The sequence below is a fragment of the Celeribacter halophilus genome, assembly GCF_900114135.1.
In the GTDB taxonomy this organism is placed as follows: Bacteria; Pseudomonadota; Alphaproteobacteria; order Rhodobacterales; family Rhodobacteraceae; genus Celeribacter; species Celeribacter halophilus.
On sequence record NZ_FORY01000013.1, the window covers coordinates 65471 to 82333 of the forward strand.

Consider the following 16863-nt stretch of genomic DNA (forward strand, 5'->3'; position numbering starts at 1 on the left):
GGACGATGCAAACAAATTTTACAGCCGAACAGCTGACCGATCCCGGAAACGAGCGCGCCAATGAAATCCTGCGGGCCTGTGTCCATTGCGGGTTCTGCACAGCGACCTGTCCGACCTATGCGGTGCTGGGCGACGAGTTGGACAGCCCGCGCGGGCGTATCTATCTCATCAAGGATATGCTGGAAAACGACCGGCCCGCTGACGAGAAAACTGTTAAACATCTGGACCGCTGCCTGTCCTGTCTGGCCTGTATGACCACATGTCCGTCGGGGGTGCATTATATGCATCTGATCGACCATGCGCGGGTGCATGTGGAAAAGACCTACAAGCGGCCTTTGACGGACCGGCTGCTGCGTTGGGTGCTTGCGAAGATTCTGCCTTATCCCTCGCGCTTCCGGATGGCTTTGCGCGGGGCGAAACTTGCGCGGCCCTTCCGCCATTTGATGCCTGATCCGCGGCTCAAGGCCATGCTCGATATGGCCCCCAAACATATCCCGCCCGTTTCGCGCAATGATGATGCGCAGGTGTTTCCGGCACAGGGCGGGCGTCGGATGCGTGTGGCTTTGATGACGGGTTGCGCGCAAAAGGCGCTTGATACGGACATCAACGACGCAACCATCCGGTTGCTCAGGCGGATGGGATGCGAGGTCGTGGTTGCTCAGGGCGCAGGGTGTTGCGGTGCGCTGACCCATCACATGGGCAAGGAGGCCGAGGCGCACGGGACTGCGGTGAAGAACATTCACGCATGGATGCGGGAAATCTCGGGCGAGGGGCTGGATGCGATTGTGATCAACACGTCGGGCTGTGGCACGACCGTGAAGGATTACGGCCATATGTTCCGCAATACGGAACTGGCGGGGGAGGCGGCGCAGGTGGCTGCACTGGCGAAGGATATCTCCGAAGTGCTCATGCAGCTCGACCTGCCCGATGGGAAACAGGACCTCAAAGTGGCCTATCACGCCGCCTGTTCGCTGCAACATGGTCAACAGATCAAGAATCACCCGAAGGCGTTGTTGAAGCGAGTCGGATTCGAGGTTGTCGAGCCGCGTGACAGCCATCTGTGCTGCGGTTCTGCGGGCACCTACAACTTGTTGCAGCCGGAATTGTCAAAAAAATTGAAAGAGCGGAAAATAAAATCGCTCTCGGCGAAGACCCCAGATGTGGTGGCTGCAGGCAATATCGGCTGCATGATGCAGATCGGATCGGGCATGGATGTGCCGGTTGTGCATACGGTCGAGCTCCTCGATTGGGCAACAGGTGGCCCAAAACCGCCCAAATTGTTCTCGAATCGGTCATAATGGTGCCTTGAACGCCCTCTAGCGCTTAGGGGGAACCGGACCAGAGGGCTGTTATGAAGAAAATTCTAACCATCTTTTTCATCTTCCTGATGGCAGGTCAGGCGCATGCGGATAGCAAGCTCAAGACCTTCCGCACGGGTGATGACAGCAAGGGGTGGGAAGCCGTCGGACGTCTCGATTTTGACGGGCGCAGCTTTTGCACCGGTGCCCTGATCACCGAAACACTGGTCCTCACTGCGGCGCATTGCATGTATGACATTGACGATCATACGCCGCACAGACCGAAAGACATCACTTTCAAGGCCGGATGGCGCAATGGTCAGGCGCAAGCTTACCGTGCCGCCAAAGCAATCTACGTGCATCCGGGTTTCGCGCTCAATTCCGGCGACTTGCATGACCGTCTGGTGAATGACGTGGCGCTTGTCGAACTGGATCGCCCTGTGCGCAATAGCTCCGTGCGGCCGTTCTCGGTCTCAGCGCGCCCTGAAAAGGGGCAGGCCGTGGGTGTCGTTTCTTATGCCCATGACCGCGCGGAAAGCCCGTCCCTGCAGGAACTCTGTCATGTGGTGGCCCGTCAGGGCGGGGTGCTTGTGACCTCTTGCGAAGTGGACTTCGGATCATCCGGTGCGCCGATTTTTGACATGACCGGCGCAACGCCTCGGATCGTCTCTGTTGTCTCCGCCAAAGCGAAGTTCCGTGGCGATCGTGTGTCTGTCGGCACCTCTTTGGACGGTGCCCTGTCCGACCTTTTGCAAATGGCATCGGCAGGGCGCAGCACGTTCAAAAAAGCCAGCACAGAGCCGCTTCCCGAGTTGACCCATACAGAATATGTGGTGGGAATTTCCGGTCAGTAAGCGGCCCTCACCCTCTTGAAATCGCATGGTTTGATCCCCAGATTCCTGATGTCGGATGCCTCAATAGGGTCCGGCATCCCGCCTGTCCGATGATCGGAAGGCACCAAACTGGAATCGCTCAATGGAGGATACCCATGCGTAATTTTGATATGACACCGCTTTACCGTGCCACCGTCGGCTTCGACCAAATCGCCGACCTGATGGACCGTGTGCTGACCCAAGACGTCAGCCAGCCCAGCTACCCGCCCTACAATATCGAAAAGACCGCTGAGGACGCCTGGCGTATTTCGCTTGCCGTGGCGGGGTTCTCGACCGAGGACATTGCCATCGAGCAGCGTGAAAATGCTCTGGTGATTTCGGCGCGTCGTGCCGATAGCGAGGAAGATAAGGGCAAAACCTATCTCCATCGCGGCATCGCCACCCGCGCCTTCGAGCGCCGGTTCACATTGGCCGAACATGTGAAGGTCACGGGCGCAAGCCATGAAAACGGCATGTTGCACATCGATCTGAAACGCGAAGTGCCCGAAGCACTCAAACCGCGTCAGATCGCGATTGCCGGACCCAAGACGGTCGAAACCAAGGTAATCGAAAAAGACGCCGAGGCTGTTGAGGTCTGATTGCGGTCCGTTTCCTTTGTGGGAAAAATACTCACTCAAACGCCCGCCTTTGGCGGGCGTTGCCGTTTTCGTTGTGTGGAAATGCGGTTTTGTGAAAGGAAATATCGCGAGAATGTGGGATCTGCGTCATTTTCGTAAAGGGGGGTGTGCTTCACATCATATGTCAGTCGCATTGACATAAATGCTCAAAAGCGCGAGATCGGGGCGCTGAATGGAGAATATTATGAGTCTGTCCGAGAAACCGCTTGAGAAAACAACCGCACGCCTGACCGCACTTTTTGCCGACAGGACACAGCGTATGAAGGCGTCTGAAATCCGCGAGCTTCTCAAACTTCTGGATCAGCCGGACATTATTTCCTTTGCCGGCGGCATTCCCGATCCGGCATATTTCCCGCGCGAAGCCTTTGCCGAAGCGATGAGCAAGGCGTTGAGCGAACAGGCGGCTTCTGTGGCGCTGCAATATTCCACCTCGGAAGGCTACACACCGCTGCGCGACTGGATCGTGGGCTACATGGCACGCCACGGTGTGACCTGCACCCGTGACAACATCCTGATCACCGCAGGGTCACAGCAGGCGCTGGATTATCTCGGGAAAATCTTTCTGGACCAAGGCGATACCGCACTTGTGACCTGGCCGACCTATATGGGCGCTCTGGGGGCGTTCAATGCCTATGAGCCGCGTTATGACCGGATTGACCCGCAAACCAACCGTCCGGTCGAGGATGTGTTGGCGGATGCCAAAGCCGCAGGCGGCGCGGTCAAATTTGCCTATCTCTCGACAGATTTTGCCAATCCGACAGGGGTGACCCTGACCGAGGAACAGCGACGCATGGTTCTGGCGCGGGCGGACGCTTTGGGCTGTGCCGTGATCGAAGACGCGGCCTATCAGGAATTGCGCTATCGTGGCGAGGAGATCAAACCGATCCTTGCGCTGGAGATCGAGGAGAAGAGCGACATTGACGCCTGCCGCACGATCTATCTCGGCTCTTTCTCGAAAACGCTGGCACCGGGGTTGCGTGTCGGCTGGGCCGTGGCGGCGAAACCTGTCATCAGCCAGTTGGTTCTGACCAAACAAGCCGCAGATCTTCAGACCGCTACCATCAATCAGATCGCGGTGAGCGAAGTGGCGCATGGTGTCTTTGACGCACATGTTGCGACGCTGCGCGAAGTCTACGGCGCACGGTTGCAGGCGATGCTGGCCGCTCTGGAACGCCATATGCCGGAGGGGATCGCATGGACGAAACCCGATGGCGGGATGTTCGTCTGGGTGACCTTGCCGCGTGACATGGACGGGGCGGAGCTGCTCAAAGAGGCGCTCAAGGCCAATGTCGCCTTTGTGCCGGGCGGGGCTTTCTATGCGGACGGGTCGAATACCAACACGCTGCGGCTCAATTTCTCCATGTCGGCGGCGTCGAAAATCGAAGAGGGCATCGCGCGGCTCGGTCAGGTCATTCGGGACCAGATGTGACCCTCGTGGGATAGCGGCCACGGCACTACGCCCTGCAATCACGTGCCGGTTGATGTGATTGAGGTGAACGCTGGCGAGGGTCGCGATGTGGTGGTGTGCAAACCGTTCGGACACAAAAGAGGGGCTTCATGCCCCTCTTTCTATATGTGGTCCTGCGCAGGTCTCAGTCGGGTCAGTAGCCGAACCGGCCAAGTGCGCGGTAGTCGATGGCCTCAAGCAGCGGCAGAACCACTTCGCGCGGTTCGCCGGTTGCCTGCACCAGAATCCGGCCTTCGATCAGAGCGGAAAGATCCCCCTCGTTGTCGAGGAATTTCTCGCGCCCGACACGCACGGTCTTCATGCCCATATTGCCCGCATTCTGGATCATGCCGCCCATCATGGCGATCATTGGGCTGTCAACGAGTATGGTGAGGGTGATCTCTTCGCCTGCGTCATTGGAATACCGTTTCGCCGTAACCGTGCCGCCACCCATCATGGCATAGCCGGCGGAGGCATCTGTGTCCTCCTCTGCGGTCCAGCCCTCAGGTGCTTCCGGCAAGAATCCTGCCAGTGCGCCGGTTTGCATCTCTTGCAGCAACTGTTTGGCGTAATTTAGTTCTTCAATCGCATAGGTGACATCGCCATCTTCGTAGGCCGTCATTGCGCTTTGTAGCGTGTCAGTGATTTCATCTGCCACTGCAGTTGAAGCGAGTAAAACCGTGAGGCTGCCGCCGAGCAAGGTTTGTATCAGTTTCATATGGATCCCCTCCGATGATGATAGGCTTATAAAATACCCTGAATTCTGTGCCGACAGGGGAGGAAAAAAGGTTTGACCACCAGATCGGCATGTTGCCGCGTATTGTGAGCAGATCAGTTGGTATAAGCGCAATCAACAGGGTCGACCTGATGGGGCACCCTCACTGGCCTTGACCACGCGTCAAATCACCTCGCGCTTTTGCGGGCGGGCGGTTAAGATGCGACGAGCCGGACCGATCCGGCGCGGCAGATGGAGTGCCATGTTGGGCTTTTTACGATTTCTTGTCATCGGTTTCGTTCTCATGACGGTGCTTTACGGGCTTTTGACCGTCTATGTTCGCTCGCTGACCCGAGAGCGCCTCGAAGAAGAGTGGGAAAAAGAGGGTTCCATTGGCGAGCGTGATGCCTATGTGGAGGAGGGGATCAAAGACTACGAGCGTTCCTTTCGCCCGAAACTCCTGCTTCTGGTCTATATCCTGCCGCTGATTGCGTTTTGTGCAATCTTTTACGTTACGAATTTCATGTGAGGCCACCCGATGCGCTACGTTAAATGGACCCTGATTGCCCTGATCGTGCTCTTTATCGGAGGGTTCTTTCATTACACCTTGCCACAGCATGACATCGTGCGGATCGTGAACACCTACGAAGAACGTCAGGATATTGACGGATGGACCACGCTGTTCTGGCAAGAGGCGGGCAATGGCACCGTCAATCAGCAAAGCCGTGATGTGCAGTTCATTCAGGCCGTGCGCCCCAATGGCAAAAGCATCGTCTACCGCAACGAGGACACGGGCTGGGGCTGGCCGCCGTATTTCAAATTCGACACGGCCAATCTCTATACCGAGGCCAATGACGCGATCTCGACCAAGGACAATCCCGAATGGGTGTCTGTGACCCACTATGGCTGGCGGTCGGAAATTCTGTCGATTTTCCCCAATGCTATCGCGATCAAGCCGGTGTCGGGACCGGATGCGCGGATTATCCCTTGGGTCAACATCATTATCCTGACGCTGCTCGCGGTTCTGATCCTGACGCTTTATCGCATGTGGCAGCAATTCCGCGAACGCACCATCGAGCCGCTGGTCGAGGATGTCGAAGACGTCTTGGAACTTGCCGACGAGAAAAAAGACAGCGCCGTGGACAAGGTCAAACGCTGGTTCAAACGGTAAGGCCGCGTAGGCCGGACAGGTATGAGACAGAAAGGCCGCAGAGTGTTGCTCTGCGGCCTTTCCTTTATTCTCCGTAAGGCACCCAGATCGTCTTGACCTCGGTCGCCTGTGCCAGCCAGTCCCGCGCAGGGTATTCACGGGTTTGCCCGTTGTTCACCCATGTGCGCTTCAGGTTTCCGGCGCTTTCGCGTTCGATCCCGCCGGAGATTTCGGCGGAGGAAAAGCTCCACACCGCATCCACATCAAGATGTCCGGCCATAGTCTTGGCCAAGTCTCCGTGCGGGCCGGTCAGGATATTGACCACGCCTGCGGGCACATCCGATGTGTCGAGCACCTGATAGAAATCGGTCGCGGTCAGCGGGTAGGCTTCGGAAGCCACCGCGACCACGCGGTTGCCCATAGCGATGGTGGGCGCGATCACGTCGATCAGCCCACCCAGAGGTCGGTCGTCACAAAACGCCCCGATCACGCCCACGGCTTCGTTCATGGCCAGAGCAACGCCGCGCATCGGCACGGGTTTCGCCGCTCCGTCGAGCTTGTCGCACCATGCCGCGTAGGTGAAGAGCGTATCAATCGCCCCTGTCACTTCGGCTTGCGCCTTGGCCTCTGTGGTGCCTGTCATATCCCGAATGCGCGTGGCAAATTCATCGGCGCGGGCAGAGAGGTTCTCGCCCACGAAATACAACACTTGCGCGCGGTTGTGCGCGGTGGCCTTTGTCCAGCCGCCTGCCTTCTGCGCGGCTTCGACAGCGTTACGGATGTCTTTGCGCGAGGCAATCGAACTGTGGCCCAGCAGCTTGCCCTTGGGGGAATAGACCGCCTGCGAATAGCCGCTGTCCGGCCGTGCCTGCTTGCCGCCGATGTAGAGTTTCGCCGTGCGATCCAGCCCCAAGACTTCGATATCGTCGGGCTTCACATGCGCCTTCGCGGGTTTCACAGCTGTGGCTTTGCCCTTGGGCTTTGTGTAAGCCATGAGACCTTCCCAGCCACCTTCGCGCCCGTAGCCGCTTTCGCGCACCCCGCCAAAACCCGCCGCCGCGTCGAATATGTTCGAGCCGTTGACCCAGACAACACCGGCCACCAGCTTCGGCGCGATGTCGAGCGCCAGATTGACATTCTCGGTCCAGACCGAAGCCGCCAGCCCGTAGCGCGTGTTATTCGCCACCTGCACCGCCTCCGCAGGGGTGCGGAAGGTCGTGGAGGCCAGCACGGGGCCGAAGATTTCTTCCTGCATCAAAAGGGAGGACGGCGCCAGATCGGAGATCAGCGTGGGCGGGTAATAGCAGCCCTCCGGCGCTTTCACCGGCTGGTGCACCGTGCCCTCAGGGCCTCCCTTGGCCACAAGGTTTTGGATGCGATCCAGTTGCACGGGGTCGACAATCGCGCCCACATCAATGCATTTGTCCAGAGGGTTGCCGATGCGCAGCTTGGACATGCGCGCAACGAGGCGTTTGTGGAAATCCTCCGCAATGCCTTCCTGCACCAAAAGCCGCGATCCGGCGCAACAGACCTGACCTTGGTTAAAGAAAATCGCATCCACCAGCCCCTCAATGGCGCTGTCGATATCGGCATCCTCGAACACGATGTAAGGCGACTTTCCGCCCAGTTCCAAGGTGAGCGACTTGCCCGATCCTGCGGTCGCCTCGCGAATGCGCCGCCCCACAGCGGTGGAGCCGGTAAAGGCGATCTTGTCCACGTCGGGATGGGTCACGATCATCTCGCCCACAGCCCCGTCGCCCGTCACGATGTTGACGACACCTTTCGGCACGCCGGCCTCCTGACAAATCTGCGCAAACAAAAGCGCAGTAAGAGAGGTATATTCCGCAGGTTTCAGCACCACGGTGTTGCCCATAGCAATGGCGGGGGCCACCTTCCATGCCAGCATCAAAAGCGGGAAGTTCCACGGGATGATCTGTCCGCAGACGCCAAGCGCCTCGCGGTCGGGCAATTCCGCATCCATAAGCTGCGCCATGCCCGCGTGGTAATAGAAATGCCGCGCCACAAGCGCTACGTCGATGTCGCGGCTCTCGCGGATCGGCTTGCCATTGTCGAGCGTCTCCAGAACGGCAAAGAGACGCGCGTGTTTCTGCACCAGACGCGCCAGCGCATAGAGCACACGGGCGCGGGCCTTGCTGTCCTTGGCCCATTTGCCCTGCGCCTTGCGCGCCGCGGCCACAGCCGCCTCCACATCCGCCTCATTCGCCTGCGTCAGATGCGCCAGAACCTCGCCCGTGGCCGGATTCCTCGCCTCGAACACCTCGCCCGGCTCTGTCATCTTCCCGCCAATGAAATGGCCGAACCGGTCGCCATTATCCATCAGCCAACGCAGCGCCTCTGCCGCGCTTTCGAGGGCATCTCCGTAATCCATGGTCTCGAAAATCTCTTTCACGCTCATTGCGCTGCTCCCGTATCGGCTGTTGCGGGTTTTCTGATGGCAAAAATACTCATATGTCACCCGATCGCATGGCGCCATGAGGCCGAATACTGTCCGGTGACGTGATGCTCCAACTGCCGTTCAATGTCGCCCAGGAGCGACGACGCGCCAAAGCGGAACAGATGGGGCGAGAGCCAGTGGTTGCCCAGTTCTTCCTTGATGAGGGACAGATAGACCAGAGCATCCTTGGCCTTGGAGATCCCGCCTGCGGGTTTGTAGCCCACTCGGTAGCCGGTGCGGGCGTAGTAGTCGCGGATTGCGCGGATCATGACCAGAGAGACGGGCAGGGTGGCGTTCACGCTTTCCTTGCCGGTGGAGGTCTTGATGAAATCCGCGCCCGCCATCATGCAGACCTGACTGGCTTTGGCGACATTGCGCAGCGATCCGAGTTCGCCCGTGGCCAGAATGGCCTTCACATGGGCCTCGCCACAGGTGGCGCGGAATTCGCGCATCTCGTCATAGAGCGCCTGCCAGTTGCCGGTGAGGACATGCCGCCGCGAGATCACGATGTCGATTTCTTTCGCGCCTGCCCTGACGCTTTCTTCGATCTCTTTGACGCGCAGGTGATAGGGTGAAAGCCCTGCCGGAAAGCCTGTCGAAACGGCGGCCACGGGAATCCCTGTGCCGTCGAGGGCCTCCTCGGCGGTCTCCACCATATCGTGATAGACACAGACCGCGCCGGTGGTGATCGGCCCCATGCCCAAGGCCTCCAGCAGATCGGCACGCACCGGATGGGCGGCTTTGGCGCAAAGTCTGCGCACGCGACCCGCGGTGTCATCTCCTGCCAGTGTGGTCAGGTCGATCATGGTGATGGCCTTCAACAGCCATGCCGCTTGATGGTCCTTTTTCACCGACCGCCGTCCGGGCAGGGTGGCACAGCGGCGTTCGACTGCCGAGGTGTTCACCCGCTGGCCCTGAATGATGTCGAGATCAAGCGCCATCCCCGGATTGCGCGGCTCGTGGACTTGCGGCAGATGGGGTGTTGTGCTGCGTGCATCTGTGGCAGCGGCAGATATATCGGTCGTGCTCATCGAAAGCTCCGTTTTCACTTCCCTGCAAGCTGGCACGGACGGAAGGATTTGGCAATCATTGACCAGATGGTCAAACAGGTTGAACCACGCCTTTTTGATGTTTCACACGATAATGCCGCGGCGTCATGCCAAAGCGCGCGCGAAACAGGCGGTGGAAATGGCTCATATTGTGGATGCCGATCTCGTCTGCGATCTCGGCGAGTGTGTCCGGCGTGCCCTTGAGTTGACGTGCGGCATAGTCCATCCGCAGCGCATTGATATAGTCCGAAGGGGTCTGGCCGAGACGCGCCTGCATGGTGCGCGCGACATGGGCATGGGCCTTGCCGCACAGCGCCACCAACCCCGCAGCGCCTTCGCGAAACACTTCGGGGTCTTCGGCACGCAAAAGCGCAGCGCTAAGCCAGTCCGGCAGGGCTCCGGTTTCCTCACGGGCTTCAAGCGCCAGTTCCGCGACCAGCGGCAGCAGGAATGCCTCCAGATAGAGCGCAGTCCTCGGCGCGGCTTCAAGGGCTTTGGCACTTGTGGACAGACGGGACAGATGGCGAATGTCGCGATGCACGCGCACAGGAAGTGTTTTAGGGCCGGAAAAATAGTGCGCCGCTTCGGGAAAGCGTTCGACAAGATCCTTGATGCGCTTGCGCCGCAGGATGATGTTTATGATATGGCTCTCGTCTCCGATGCCTTGAAGCGCGTGCGGAAATTCGGGGGACAGAAAGACCAGATCGCCCTCGGACAGGGTCATGTGTCCAGCCTCGGTTATGAGCCGCGCACGCCCGTTGTGCAGCCAGAACAGTTCGTAATAATCCTGATCGTGCAGCGTTTTCGGACGCTTCCGTGTCAGAACCGTGCGGGAGAAATGGAACTGTTCTCCCTTGGCCAAAATATCGGATTGCCGCAACTCGGTGATACTCATGGCTGGGATTTAACATATATCCACGCCGGAATCGTGACATTTTCTGCGGGCGTCTTGAAAGAAATCGCCGGAAATATCCGGAAATGCCACATTTGCGCGCATTTGAAGCGGCAAGTCACGGGTGACAGGGTCTGGCAAACCGGATAGATGCAGCGCAAAGACTGCCAGTTTGAGGAATCGTCCATGTCCAGCCAGAGCTTTGATCGCGATATCAAGATCGCCCCGTCCATCCTTGCCGCCGATTTTGCGAATTTCGGTCAGGAAATCGAAGCGGTCGAGTCGCAAGGGGCCGACTGGATTCACGTCGATGTCATGGACGGGCATTTCGTGCCGAACCTGACCTTTGGCCCCGCGATGTGCAAGGCGATCCGCCCGCATATCAAGACGGTGATGGATGTGCATCTGATGATCTCTCCGGTCGATCCCTATATCGAGGCTTTCGCTGAGGCCGGTGCCGACATCATCACCGCCCATGTCGAAGCTGGCCCGCATATTCACCGCACGGTTCAGGCGATCCGCGCCAACGGGGCCAAGGCCGGTGTTGCGCTCAATCCCGGCACGCCTGCCGAGAGCGTGGACTATCTGCTCGACATGGTGGATTTGATCTGTGTGATGACCGTGAACCCCGGCTTTGGCGGGCAGAAGTTCATTCACTCTCAGATCGAGAAGGTCAAACAGCTGCGCGAGATGATCGGTGATCGTCCGATCCATATCGAGATCGACGGCGGTGTGGACCCGACAACCGCACCTTTGGTCGCAGCAGCCGGTGCCGATGCGCTGGTGGCCGGTTCCGCCGTGTTCAAAGGCGGTTCGGTGACAAATCCGGCCCCCTATGGCGACAACATCCGCACCATTCGCGCCGCCGCCGAAGCCGCGCGCTAACAGATTCCGCAAACCGCTTGGGGTTTTATCCGGCGCTGAGGCGCAGCCTTTTGGTGTGGGCTGGATGCAGATTGTTGGCTGTGCGCAGAAAGTCTATGGGCGATTGGGGATATGTTGGGCTAAGATGTTTCTCACCGAAAGGGAGGAAAACATCATGTGTCAGGTATTTGCCGGGCAGGACCCGGCGCGATATGCGTCGCGCACCCGTCGTCTGCGCCTGAACGGGCAGAGTACAAGCATCCGGCTGGAGAACGCGTTTTGGGATATTCTTGACCAGATCGCCGAGGCGGACAACGTCTCGACACCGGCTTTCATCTCGAAACTGCATTCCGAAGTGCTGGAAACGCGCGGCGAACCGGTGAACTTCACGTCCCTGCTGCGGACGGCATGCCTCATCTTTGTGGCGCAGTCGGAGGGGACGGATCACAGGGACCAGAGTGTGGGGCTGGCGGCGGAATAAGCGTCATCGTGAAAATTTGCAGTGTAGTATGCCCCTACTACCTATGGGGAGGCTGAAGGGATCATCCTGAATTGGTAAGAAAATAGAACCGCTTCAGGAGGCCCAATTGGCCAAAACCATCCACAGCATGATCCGCGTTCTCGATGAGGCGCGTTCGGTCGATTTCTATCGTCGTGCCTTCGGCCTTGAGGTCGCGGCACGACTCGATTTTTCCGATTTCACGCTTGTGTATCTGAGCAATTCGGAAAGCGAGTTCGAATTGGAACTGACCGTCAATAAAGGGCAGAGCGAGCCCTATGATCTCGGCAACGGCTACGGTCATCTGGCCGTGTCGGTCGAGAATCTCGCAGAAGAACACGCGCGTCTTGAGGCTGAAGGCTTTGCGCCGCGCAAGCTGGTTGAATTCGCTCCCGATGGCGAACTCGTCGGCCGCTTTTTCTTTGTTGCCGATCCGGACGGATACCAGATCGAAGTTCTGGAGCGTTCCGGACGTTTTAAATGACATAGACGGTGCCCGCGCGAGCGGGCGCTGTTTCACTTGGTATAGGGAGGAGACCAATGACCAAGCCAGCAATGCGGGGATTAACCCGCCGCGAGCTTCTGTCGCGCGCCAGCGCCACGGGGGCGTCATTCCTGATCGGCTCAGGATTCATTGCCGCATCAGACGCCGCATGGGCGGCGGAAACCACACATCTGGACCCAAAGGTCTTTGCGACGCTCGTCCAGATGGCACGCGATATCTATCCCCACGACCGGATCCCTGACGAGAACTATGTCATCGCCGTGAAAGGCTATGACAGTGCTGAAAATGCAGAGGCGATCACCGCTGGCATCAATGCATTGAATGCGGCGGCACAGGGCAAAGGCTTTGCCTCCTATCTCGATATGGGCTGGGAAAAGGATCGGGTCGAAATCCTGCGCGGTATGGAAGAGAGCGTTTTCTTCCAGCGTATCCGCGGGGGTCTTGTGACCGGTCTTTACAACCAGAAAACGGTTTGGCCGATCTTTGGCTACGAAGGCGAGAGCTTTTCCAAAGGCGGCTACATCGACCGCGGTTTCAACGATATCAACTGGCTGTAAGGCCATAGGGGAGGAGAGAGACTATGGCTGCACCTTTTGACATGAACGACGACAGCGTGGTCGTCATTATCGGAACGGGCGCCGGTGGTGGTGTGCTGGCGAATGAACTGGCCCAGAAGGGCATCAGCGTCGTCGCACTGGAAGCTGGCGGGCGCTATATGCCGGAAGATTACATCAATGATGAATGGGAGAGTTTCGGCCAGTTGGCATGGACCGACGCGCGCACCACATCTGGTGACTGGCGCGTGGCGGATGATTTTAGCGGCTTGCCCGCATGGATCGTCAAAGCCGTCGGGGGCACGACAACTCACTGGGCGGGCGCTTCGCTGCGGTTTCAGGAACATGAGTGGAAACCCGCGACGAATTATGGCGAGGTTCAGGGGGCGAACCTTCTGGACTGGCCGATTGACGGGGCGGAGATGGCGCCTTGGTATGACAAGGCCGAAAAGAAACTGGGCGTGACGCGCACCAACGGCTGGCCGGGCCTGCCGGGCAACAACAACTACAAGGTTCTGGAAGCCGGAGCCAAGGCGCTTGGCTATGAAGAGGTTCACACAGGACGCATGGCGATCATGTCGCATGAGGATGGCGACCGGATCATGTGCCAACAGACCGGCTTTTGTTTCCAGGGCTGTAAATGGGGCGCGAAGTGGTCCTCGGCTTATACCGACATTCCGGAAGGCGAAGCGACCGGCAACCTTGAAGTGCGCGATCATGCCCATGTGGCACGTATCCTGCACGATGACGAAGGCAAGGTCACCGGCGTCGAATATTACGATGCGGATGGCGTTTTGCAGCTTCAGAAGGCCCGCGTGGTCTGCGTGGCAGGCAACTCGATTGAAAGCCCGCGTCTGCTGCTGAATTCGGCCTCAAGCATGTTCCCTGACGGGCTTGCGAACTCCTCGGGTCAGGTCGGGCGCAACTATATGCGCCATTTGACCGGCTCGGTCTATGGTGTGTTCGACAAGCCTGTGCGGATGTGGCGTGGCACGACGATGGCGGGGATCGTTCAGGACGAGGCACGCCATGACCCCGAACGCGGTTTTGTCGGCGGTTATGAGCTGGAGACCCTGAGCCTTGGCCTTCCATTCATGGCGGCCTTCCTTGATCCGGGCGGCTGGGGGCGTGAGTTTACCACGGCGCTGGACAGCTACGAGAACATGGCTGGCATGTGGATCGTGGGCGAGGACATGCCGCAGGAGACCAACCGTGTCACGTTGAACCACGACGTGACCGATCAGTTCGGCTTGCCGGTGGCCAATGTGCATTACGATGATCACCCCAATGACATCGCCATGCGCGATCATGCCTATAAACAGGGGATGGCGATCTATGATGCGGTTGGCGCAACGCGGGTTTTGCCGACGCCGCCTTATCCGTCCACGCATAACCTTGGCACCAACCGGATGTCCGAGAACCCGCGTGATGGCGTGGTCAACAAGCATGGGCAGACCCACGATATTGCCAACCTGTTCATCTCGGACGGGTCGCAATTTACCTCGGGGGCTGCGGAAAATCCGACGCTGACCATTGTGGCTCTGGCGATCCGTCAGGCGGATTTCCTGTCGTCTGAAATGTCAAAGGGCAATCTCTGATCCTTTGATCTGATCTTGCGAAACCTGAAGCGCGCGCCGGTAAAACGGTGCGCGTTTTATGTTTTGAGACCGAAGCGGTTGCCTATTGAATCGTCGTGGGCCGGTTTGAACTGTTAGATATGTGCGTAGTATTTAGGCAGGTGCGACAAAACTTTGCCTTCATATCAGTGGCTTTCGCCGCATTGCAGCGGAGTCGGGTTGAAACTTGGGCCTGATCTGTTACCTTTTCGTCAGGGTCCACGCGACGGACCTGTTCGGTCTGGCTCCGCGTTGAGCCCCATATGCATGACCGACCCGCATGGCGCTGACACGAGTTGAATGTCTTTAGCCCCTTGTCGCGCGGCCTCGACATACGAGGCGGGTGGGGCGCGCGGAACCTGAAGAGAACATATCTGAGAAAGAGCACCCAAAAGGAGCTCCCCATCAAGGATTCTATATCCCACACCCCGTCGCAGCCCTATGCCCGCGTCGCCGTTCTTGGCGCCGGAAGCTGGGGGACTGCACTCGCTTCCGTTCTTGCGCGCAATGGTCGGGAGGTGCGCCTCTGGGCGCGTCGTCCTGATCTGGCGCAACGGGTCAATGAAACCCGACAGAATGCGGACTATCTGTCAGAGGTTGATCTTCCAAACGGTCTGACAGCCACGGCTGATCTGTCGGAGGCGCTTGACGGCGCAGAGGCCGTTTTGATGGTGACCCCGTCATCGACGCTGCGCCCGATGTGTCAGGCGATTGCCCCGCATATCCCGAAAGGCATCCCGATTGCGCTGGCCTGCAAAGGCGTCGAGCGACGCACGGGGTATCTTTTGTCCGAAGTTGTTGGCGAAGAGCTTCCCGGCCATCCGGTCGGGGCCGTCTCCGGTCCGACATTTGCGCGTGAAACCGCGCTGGATCATCCGACCGCAGCGACCGTGGCCTTTCCTTTTTCCTATGCTGACCGTCTAAATCCGGCGAAAAGTCCGGCGGCGCGGCTGGCCATGTCGCTTTCGGGCGGCGGGTTCCGGCCCTATGTCTCGGACGATCTGGTGGGCGTCGAAGTGGGCGGCGCGGTCAAGAATGTCATCGCTATCGCATGCGGCATGATGTCGGGCGCGGGCTTTGCCGAGAACACCCGCGCGGCGCTGATCACGCGCGGCACCGACGAGATGAAGCAGCTTGCGCAAGCCTTGGGCGGTTCGCGTGAAACCGTGACGGGTCTTTCGGGGGCGGGTGATTTGACGCTGACCTGTAGCTCGATCACCTCGCGCAATATGTTTCTGGGCTATCAACTTGGCCAAGGCATCCCGCGCCCCTCCTGTTTCGAGGGCCGTCCTGTGGTCGTCGAGGGCGAGGTCAATGCGGTCTCTGTTACCGATCTGGCGCATCGCATCCATGTGCCCATGCCGATTTGTGAAACCGTGAATGCGGTGCTGCACAAGGGGGCCGATCTGCAAGAGGCCTTTTCCGCGCTCTGGGCCCGCCCGATTGAGGCGGAACCCAATGCGCTCGATCTGGCACTCACCCATCCCATCCCTGACATGCCTCTGCAATTCGGAGCTGACTGACCTATGACTGTTCATGTTACACCGCGTCCCGCCATTGCCGCGCGCCGCTTTACCCTTGCGACCGATCTGGACGGGACGTTTCTTGGCGGCTCGCAAGAGGCGCGCAGGGTGCTTTACGACTGGATCGAAGCCAATCGCGACACTGTCGGGCTTATCTTTGTGACCGGACGCGATCCGGAATTCATCATGGAGATGTGCCGCGAAGAGGGGCTGCCTTGGCCCGAATATGTCGTCGGCGATGTGGGCACCACGATTGCCCATGTCCGCGACGATGGCCATGTGGAGCCGATCCCCGAGCTTGAGGCGGATATTGCCGCCTGCTGGAGTGATCGCGGCGATCTCGTCCGCGCCACGCTCGAAGGTGTTTCCGGACTGACGCTCCAGCCCACCGCCTTTCGCTACCGCGTGAGCTACGATTTGACGCCCGAGACCTATGACGCCGCCGCCGAACGTCTGGTCGAAGAGCTTGGGCTGGACTGGCTCATTTCCGACAACCGCTATTTCGACGTGCTGCCCAAAGGGATTTCCAAAGGCCCGTCGATCAAGCGGCTCATTTCCCATCTGGGCATTCCCGAGGCCCGCGTGTTGTGCGCGGGTGACACGATGAACGATCTGTCGATGCTGGTCTCCGGCCTCAATGCGGTCGCTGTCGGCAACTCGGAAACCGCCCTTACACAGCGTTTGCATGGCCACGAGAGCGTCTACCACGCCCGCAGTGCCGGTGCCTCCGGCATCCTTGAAGCCATCCATGCGCTTGACCTTCATGACGCCCCGAAAGGAGTCTGA

At 59.0% G+C, this 16863-nt stretch carries 17 protein-coding genes; 13 read left to right on the plus strand and 4 right to left on the minus strand.

The window, feature by feature from the left end; genetic code table 11:
• The first annotated feature begins 5 nt into the window (after positions 1 to 5).
• The 4 genes from glcF to BM152_RS13645 all read left to right on the plus strand — a co-directional run bounded on the left by glcF (position 6) and on the right by BM152_RS13645 (position 4237).
• Positions 6 to 1298: a glycolate oxidase subunit GlcF gene (gene glcF, locus BM152_RS13630; RefSeq protein WP_066608771.1), complete on the plus strand. Its 1293-nt coding sequence runs from the start codon at positions 6 to 8 to the stop codon at positions 1296 to 1298.
• A gap of 53 nt (positions 1299 to 1351) precedes the next feature.
• A complete protein-coding gene (locus tag BM152_RS13635; protein ID WP_066608773.1) occupies positions 1352 to 2152 on the plus strand; it encodes a trypsin-like serine peptidase in 801 nt (266 codons plus the stop codon).
• A gap of 134 nt (positions 2153 to 2286) precedes the next feature.
• The gene (locus BM152_RS13640; protein ID WP_066608778.1) at positions 2287 to 2769 is read left to right on the plus strand and encodes an Hsp20 family protein; all 483 of its coding nucleotides are present in this window, start codon (positions 2287 to 2289) and stop codon (positions 2767 to 2769) included.
• A gap of 223 nt (positions 2770 to 2992) precedes the next feature.
• The gene (locus tag BM152_RS13645; protein ID WP_231730595.1) at positions 2993 to 4237 is read left to right on the plus strand and encodes an aminotransferase-like domain-containing protein; all 1245 of its coding nucleotides are present in this window, start codon (positions 2993 to 2995) and stop codon (positions 4235 to 4237) included.
• A gap of 172 nt (positions 4238 to 4409) precedes the next feature.
• Here BM152_RS13645 and BM152_RS13650 read toward each other — a convergent pair whose 3' ends face one another.
• Positions 4410 to 4973: a hypothetical protein gene (locus BM152_RS13650; RefSeq protein ID WP_066608783.1), complete on the minus strand. Its 564-nt coding sequence runs from the start codon at positions 4971 to 4973 to the stop codon at positions 4410 to 4412.
• A 217-nt stretch (positions 4974 to 5190) separates the two neighbouring features.
• Between BM152_RS13650 and BM152_RS13655 the strand changes: the two genes are divergently transcribed.
• Together BM152_RS13655 and BM152_RS13660 are read left to right on the plus strand one after the other, a co-directional pair.
• Positions 5191 to 5499 (plus strand): hypothetical protein, encoded by a 309-nt coding sequence (locus BM152_RS13655; protein ID WP_244524891.1) that lies wholly within the window; start codon positions 5191 to 5193, stop codon positions 5497 to 5499.
• 9 nt (positions 5500 to 5508) lie between these two features.
• Entirely contained in the window at positions 5509 to 6141 is a 633-nt protein-coding gene (locus BM152_RS13660) for a DUF1523 family protein (protein ID WP_066608789.1), read from the plus strand.
• Positions 6142 to 6205: 64 nt separating this feature from the next.
• Here BM152_RS13660 and BM152_RS13665 read toward each other — a convergent pair whose 3' ends face one another.
• From BM152_RS13665 to BM152_RS13675, 3 genes are all read right to left on the minus strand, one after another.
• Positions 6206 to 8536, minus strand: a complete 2331-nt coding sequence (locus BM152_RS13665; RefSeq protein ID WP_066608794.1) for an aldehyde dehydrogenase family protein — start codon at positions 8534 to 8536, stop codon at positions 6206 to 6208.
• A gap of 56 nt (positions 8537 to 8592) precedes the next feature.
• Positions 8593 to 9606, minus strand: a complete 1014-nt coding sequence (gene deoC, locus BM152_RS13670) for a deoxyribose-phosphate aldolase (protein WP_066608797.1) — start codon at positions 9604 to 9606, stop codon at positions 8593 to 8595.
• A gap of 70 nt (positions 9607 to 9676) precedes the next feature.
• The gene (locus BM152_RS13675) at positions 9677 to 10519 is read right to left on the minus strand and encodes a helix-turn-helix transcriptional regulator (RefSeq protein WP_066608799.1); all 843 of its coding nucleotides are present in this window, start codon (positions 10517 to 10519) and stop codon (positions 9677 to 9679) included.
• Between the two features lie 183 nt (positions 10520 to 10702).
• Here BM152_RS13675 and rpe point away from each other — a divergent pair, with 183 nt between their 5' ends.
• From rpe to BM152_RS13710, 7 genes are all read left to right on the plus strand, one after another.
• Positions 10703 to 11401, plus strand: a complete 699-nt coding sequence (rpe, locus tag BM152_RS13680) for a ribulose-phosphate 3-epimerase (protein WP_066608802.1) — start codon at positions 10703 to 10705, stop codon at positions 11399 to 11401.
• A 154-nt stretch (positions 11402 to 11555) separates the two neighbouring features.
• Positions 11556 to 11861 (plus strand): ribbon-helix-helix domain-containing protein, encoded by a 306-nt coding sequence (locus BM152_RS13685; RefSeq protein ID WP_066608878.1) that lies wholly within the window; start codon positions 11556 to 11558, stop codon positions 11859 to 11861.
• Positions 11862 to 11967: 106 nt separating this feature from the next.
• Positions 11968 to 12363, plus strand: coding sequence for a VOC family protein (locus BM152_RS13690; protein ID WP_066608805.1), 396 nt, complete (start codon positions 11968 to 11970; stop codon positions 12361 to 12363).
• A 56-nt stretch (positions 12364 to 12419) separates the two neighbouring features.
• Entirely contained in the window at positions 12420 to 12941 is a 522-nt protein-coding gene (locus BM152_RS13695; protein ID WP_066608808.1) for a gluconate 2-dehydrogenase subunit 3 family protein, read from the plus strand.
• Between the two features lie 23 nt (positions 12942 to 12964).
• On the plus strand, positions 12965 to 14536 hold the full coding sequence (locus BM152_RS13700) for a GMC family oxidoreductase (RefSeq protein ID WP_066608811.1): 1572 nt from the start codon (positions 12965 to 12967) through the stop codon (positions 14534 to 14536).
• Between the two features lie 434 nt (positions 14537 to 14970).
• On the plus strand, positions 14971 to 16077 hold the full coding sequence (locus tag BM152_RS13705; protein ID WP_066608881.1) for an NAD(P)H-dependent glycerol-3-phosphate dehydrogenase: 1107 nt from the start codon (positions 14971 to 14973) through the stop codon (positions 16075 to 16077).
• 3 nt (positions 16078 to 16080) lie between these two features.
• The gene (locus tag BM152_RS13710) at positions 16081 to 16863 is read left to right on the plus strand and encodes an HAD-IIB family hydrolase (RefSeq protein WP_066608814.1); all 783 of its coding nucleotides are present in this window, start codon (positions 16081 to 16083) and stop codon (positions 16861 to 16863) included.

What these genes read in the sequence shown, in the direction of transcription:
- glcF (WP_066608771.1), top strand. Translation starts at nt 6, where the DNA reads ATGCAAACAAATTTTACAGCCGAACAGCTGACCGATCCCGGAAACGAG.
- BM152_RS13635 (WP_066608773.1), top strand. Translation starts at nt 1,352, where the DNA reads ATGAAGAAAATTCTAACCATCTTTTTCATCTTCCTGATGGCAGGTCAG.
- BM152_RS13640 (WP_066608778.1), top strand. Translation starts at nt 2,287, where the DNA reads ATGCGTAATTTTGATATGACACCGCTTTACCGTGCCACCGTCGGCTTC.
- BM152_RS13645 (WP_231730595.1), top strand. Translation starts at nt 2,993, where the DNA reads ATGAGTCTGTCCGAGAAACCGCTTGAGAAAACAACCGCACGCCTGACC.
- BM152_RS13650 (WP_066608783.1), bottom strand. Translation starts at nt 4,973, where the DNA reads ATGAAACTGATACAAACCTTGCTCGGCGGCAGCCTCACGGTTTTACTC.
- BM152_RS13655 (WP_244524891.1), top strand. Translation starts at nt 5,191, where the DNA reads ATGCGACGAGCCGGACCGATCCGGCGCGGCAGATGGAGTGCCATGTTG.
- BM152_RS13660 (WP_066608789.1), top strand. Translation starts at nt 5,509, where the DNA reads ATGCGCTACGTTAAATGGACCCTGATTGCCCTGATCGTGCTCTTTATC.
- BM152_RS13665 (WP_066608794.1), bottom strand. Translation starts at nt 8,536, where the DNA reads ATGAGCGTGAAAGAGATTTTCGAGACCATGGATTACGGAGATGCCCTC.
- deoC (WP_066608797.1), bottom strand. Translation starts at nt 9,606, where the DNA reads ATGAGCACGACCGATATATCTGCCGCTGCCACAGATGCACGCAGCACA.
- BM152_RS13675 (WP_066608799.1), bottom strand. Translation starts at nt 10,519, where the DNA reads ATGAGTATCACCGAGTTGCGGCAATCCGATATTTTGGCCAAGGGAGAA.
- rpe (WP_066608802.1), top strand. Translation starts at nt 10,703, where the DNA reads ATGTCCAGCCAGAGCTTTGATCGCGATATCAAGATCGCCCCGTCCATC.
- BM152_RS13685 (WP_066608878.1), top strand. Translation starts at nt 11,556, where the DNA reads ATGTGTCAGGTATTTGCCGGGCAGGACCCGGCGCGATATGCGTCGCGC.
- BM152_RS13695 (WP_066608808.1), top strand. Translation starts at nt 12,420, where the DNA reads ATGACCAAGCCAGCAATGCGGGGATTAACCCGCCGCGAGCTTCTGTCG.
- BM152_RS13700 (WP_066608811.1), top strand. Translation starts at nt 12,965, where the DNA reads ATGGCTGCACCTTTTGACATGAACGACGACAGCGTGGTCGTCATTATC.
- BM152_RS13710 (WP_066608814.1), top strand. Translation starts at nt 16,081, where the DNA reads ATGACTGTTCATGTTACACCGCGTCCCGCCATTGCCGCGCGCCGCTTT.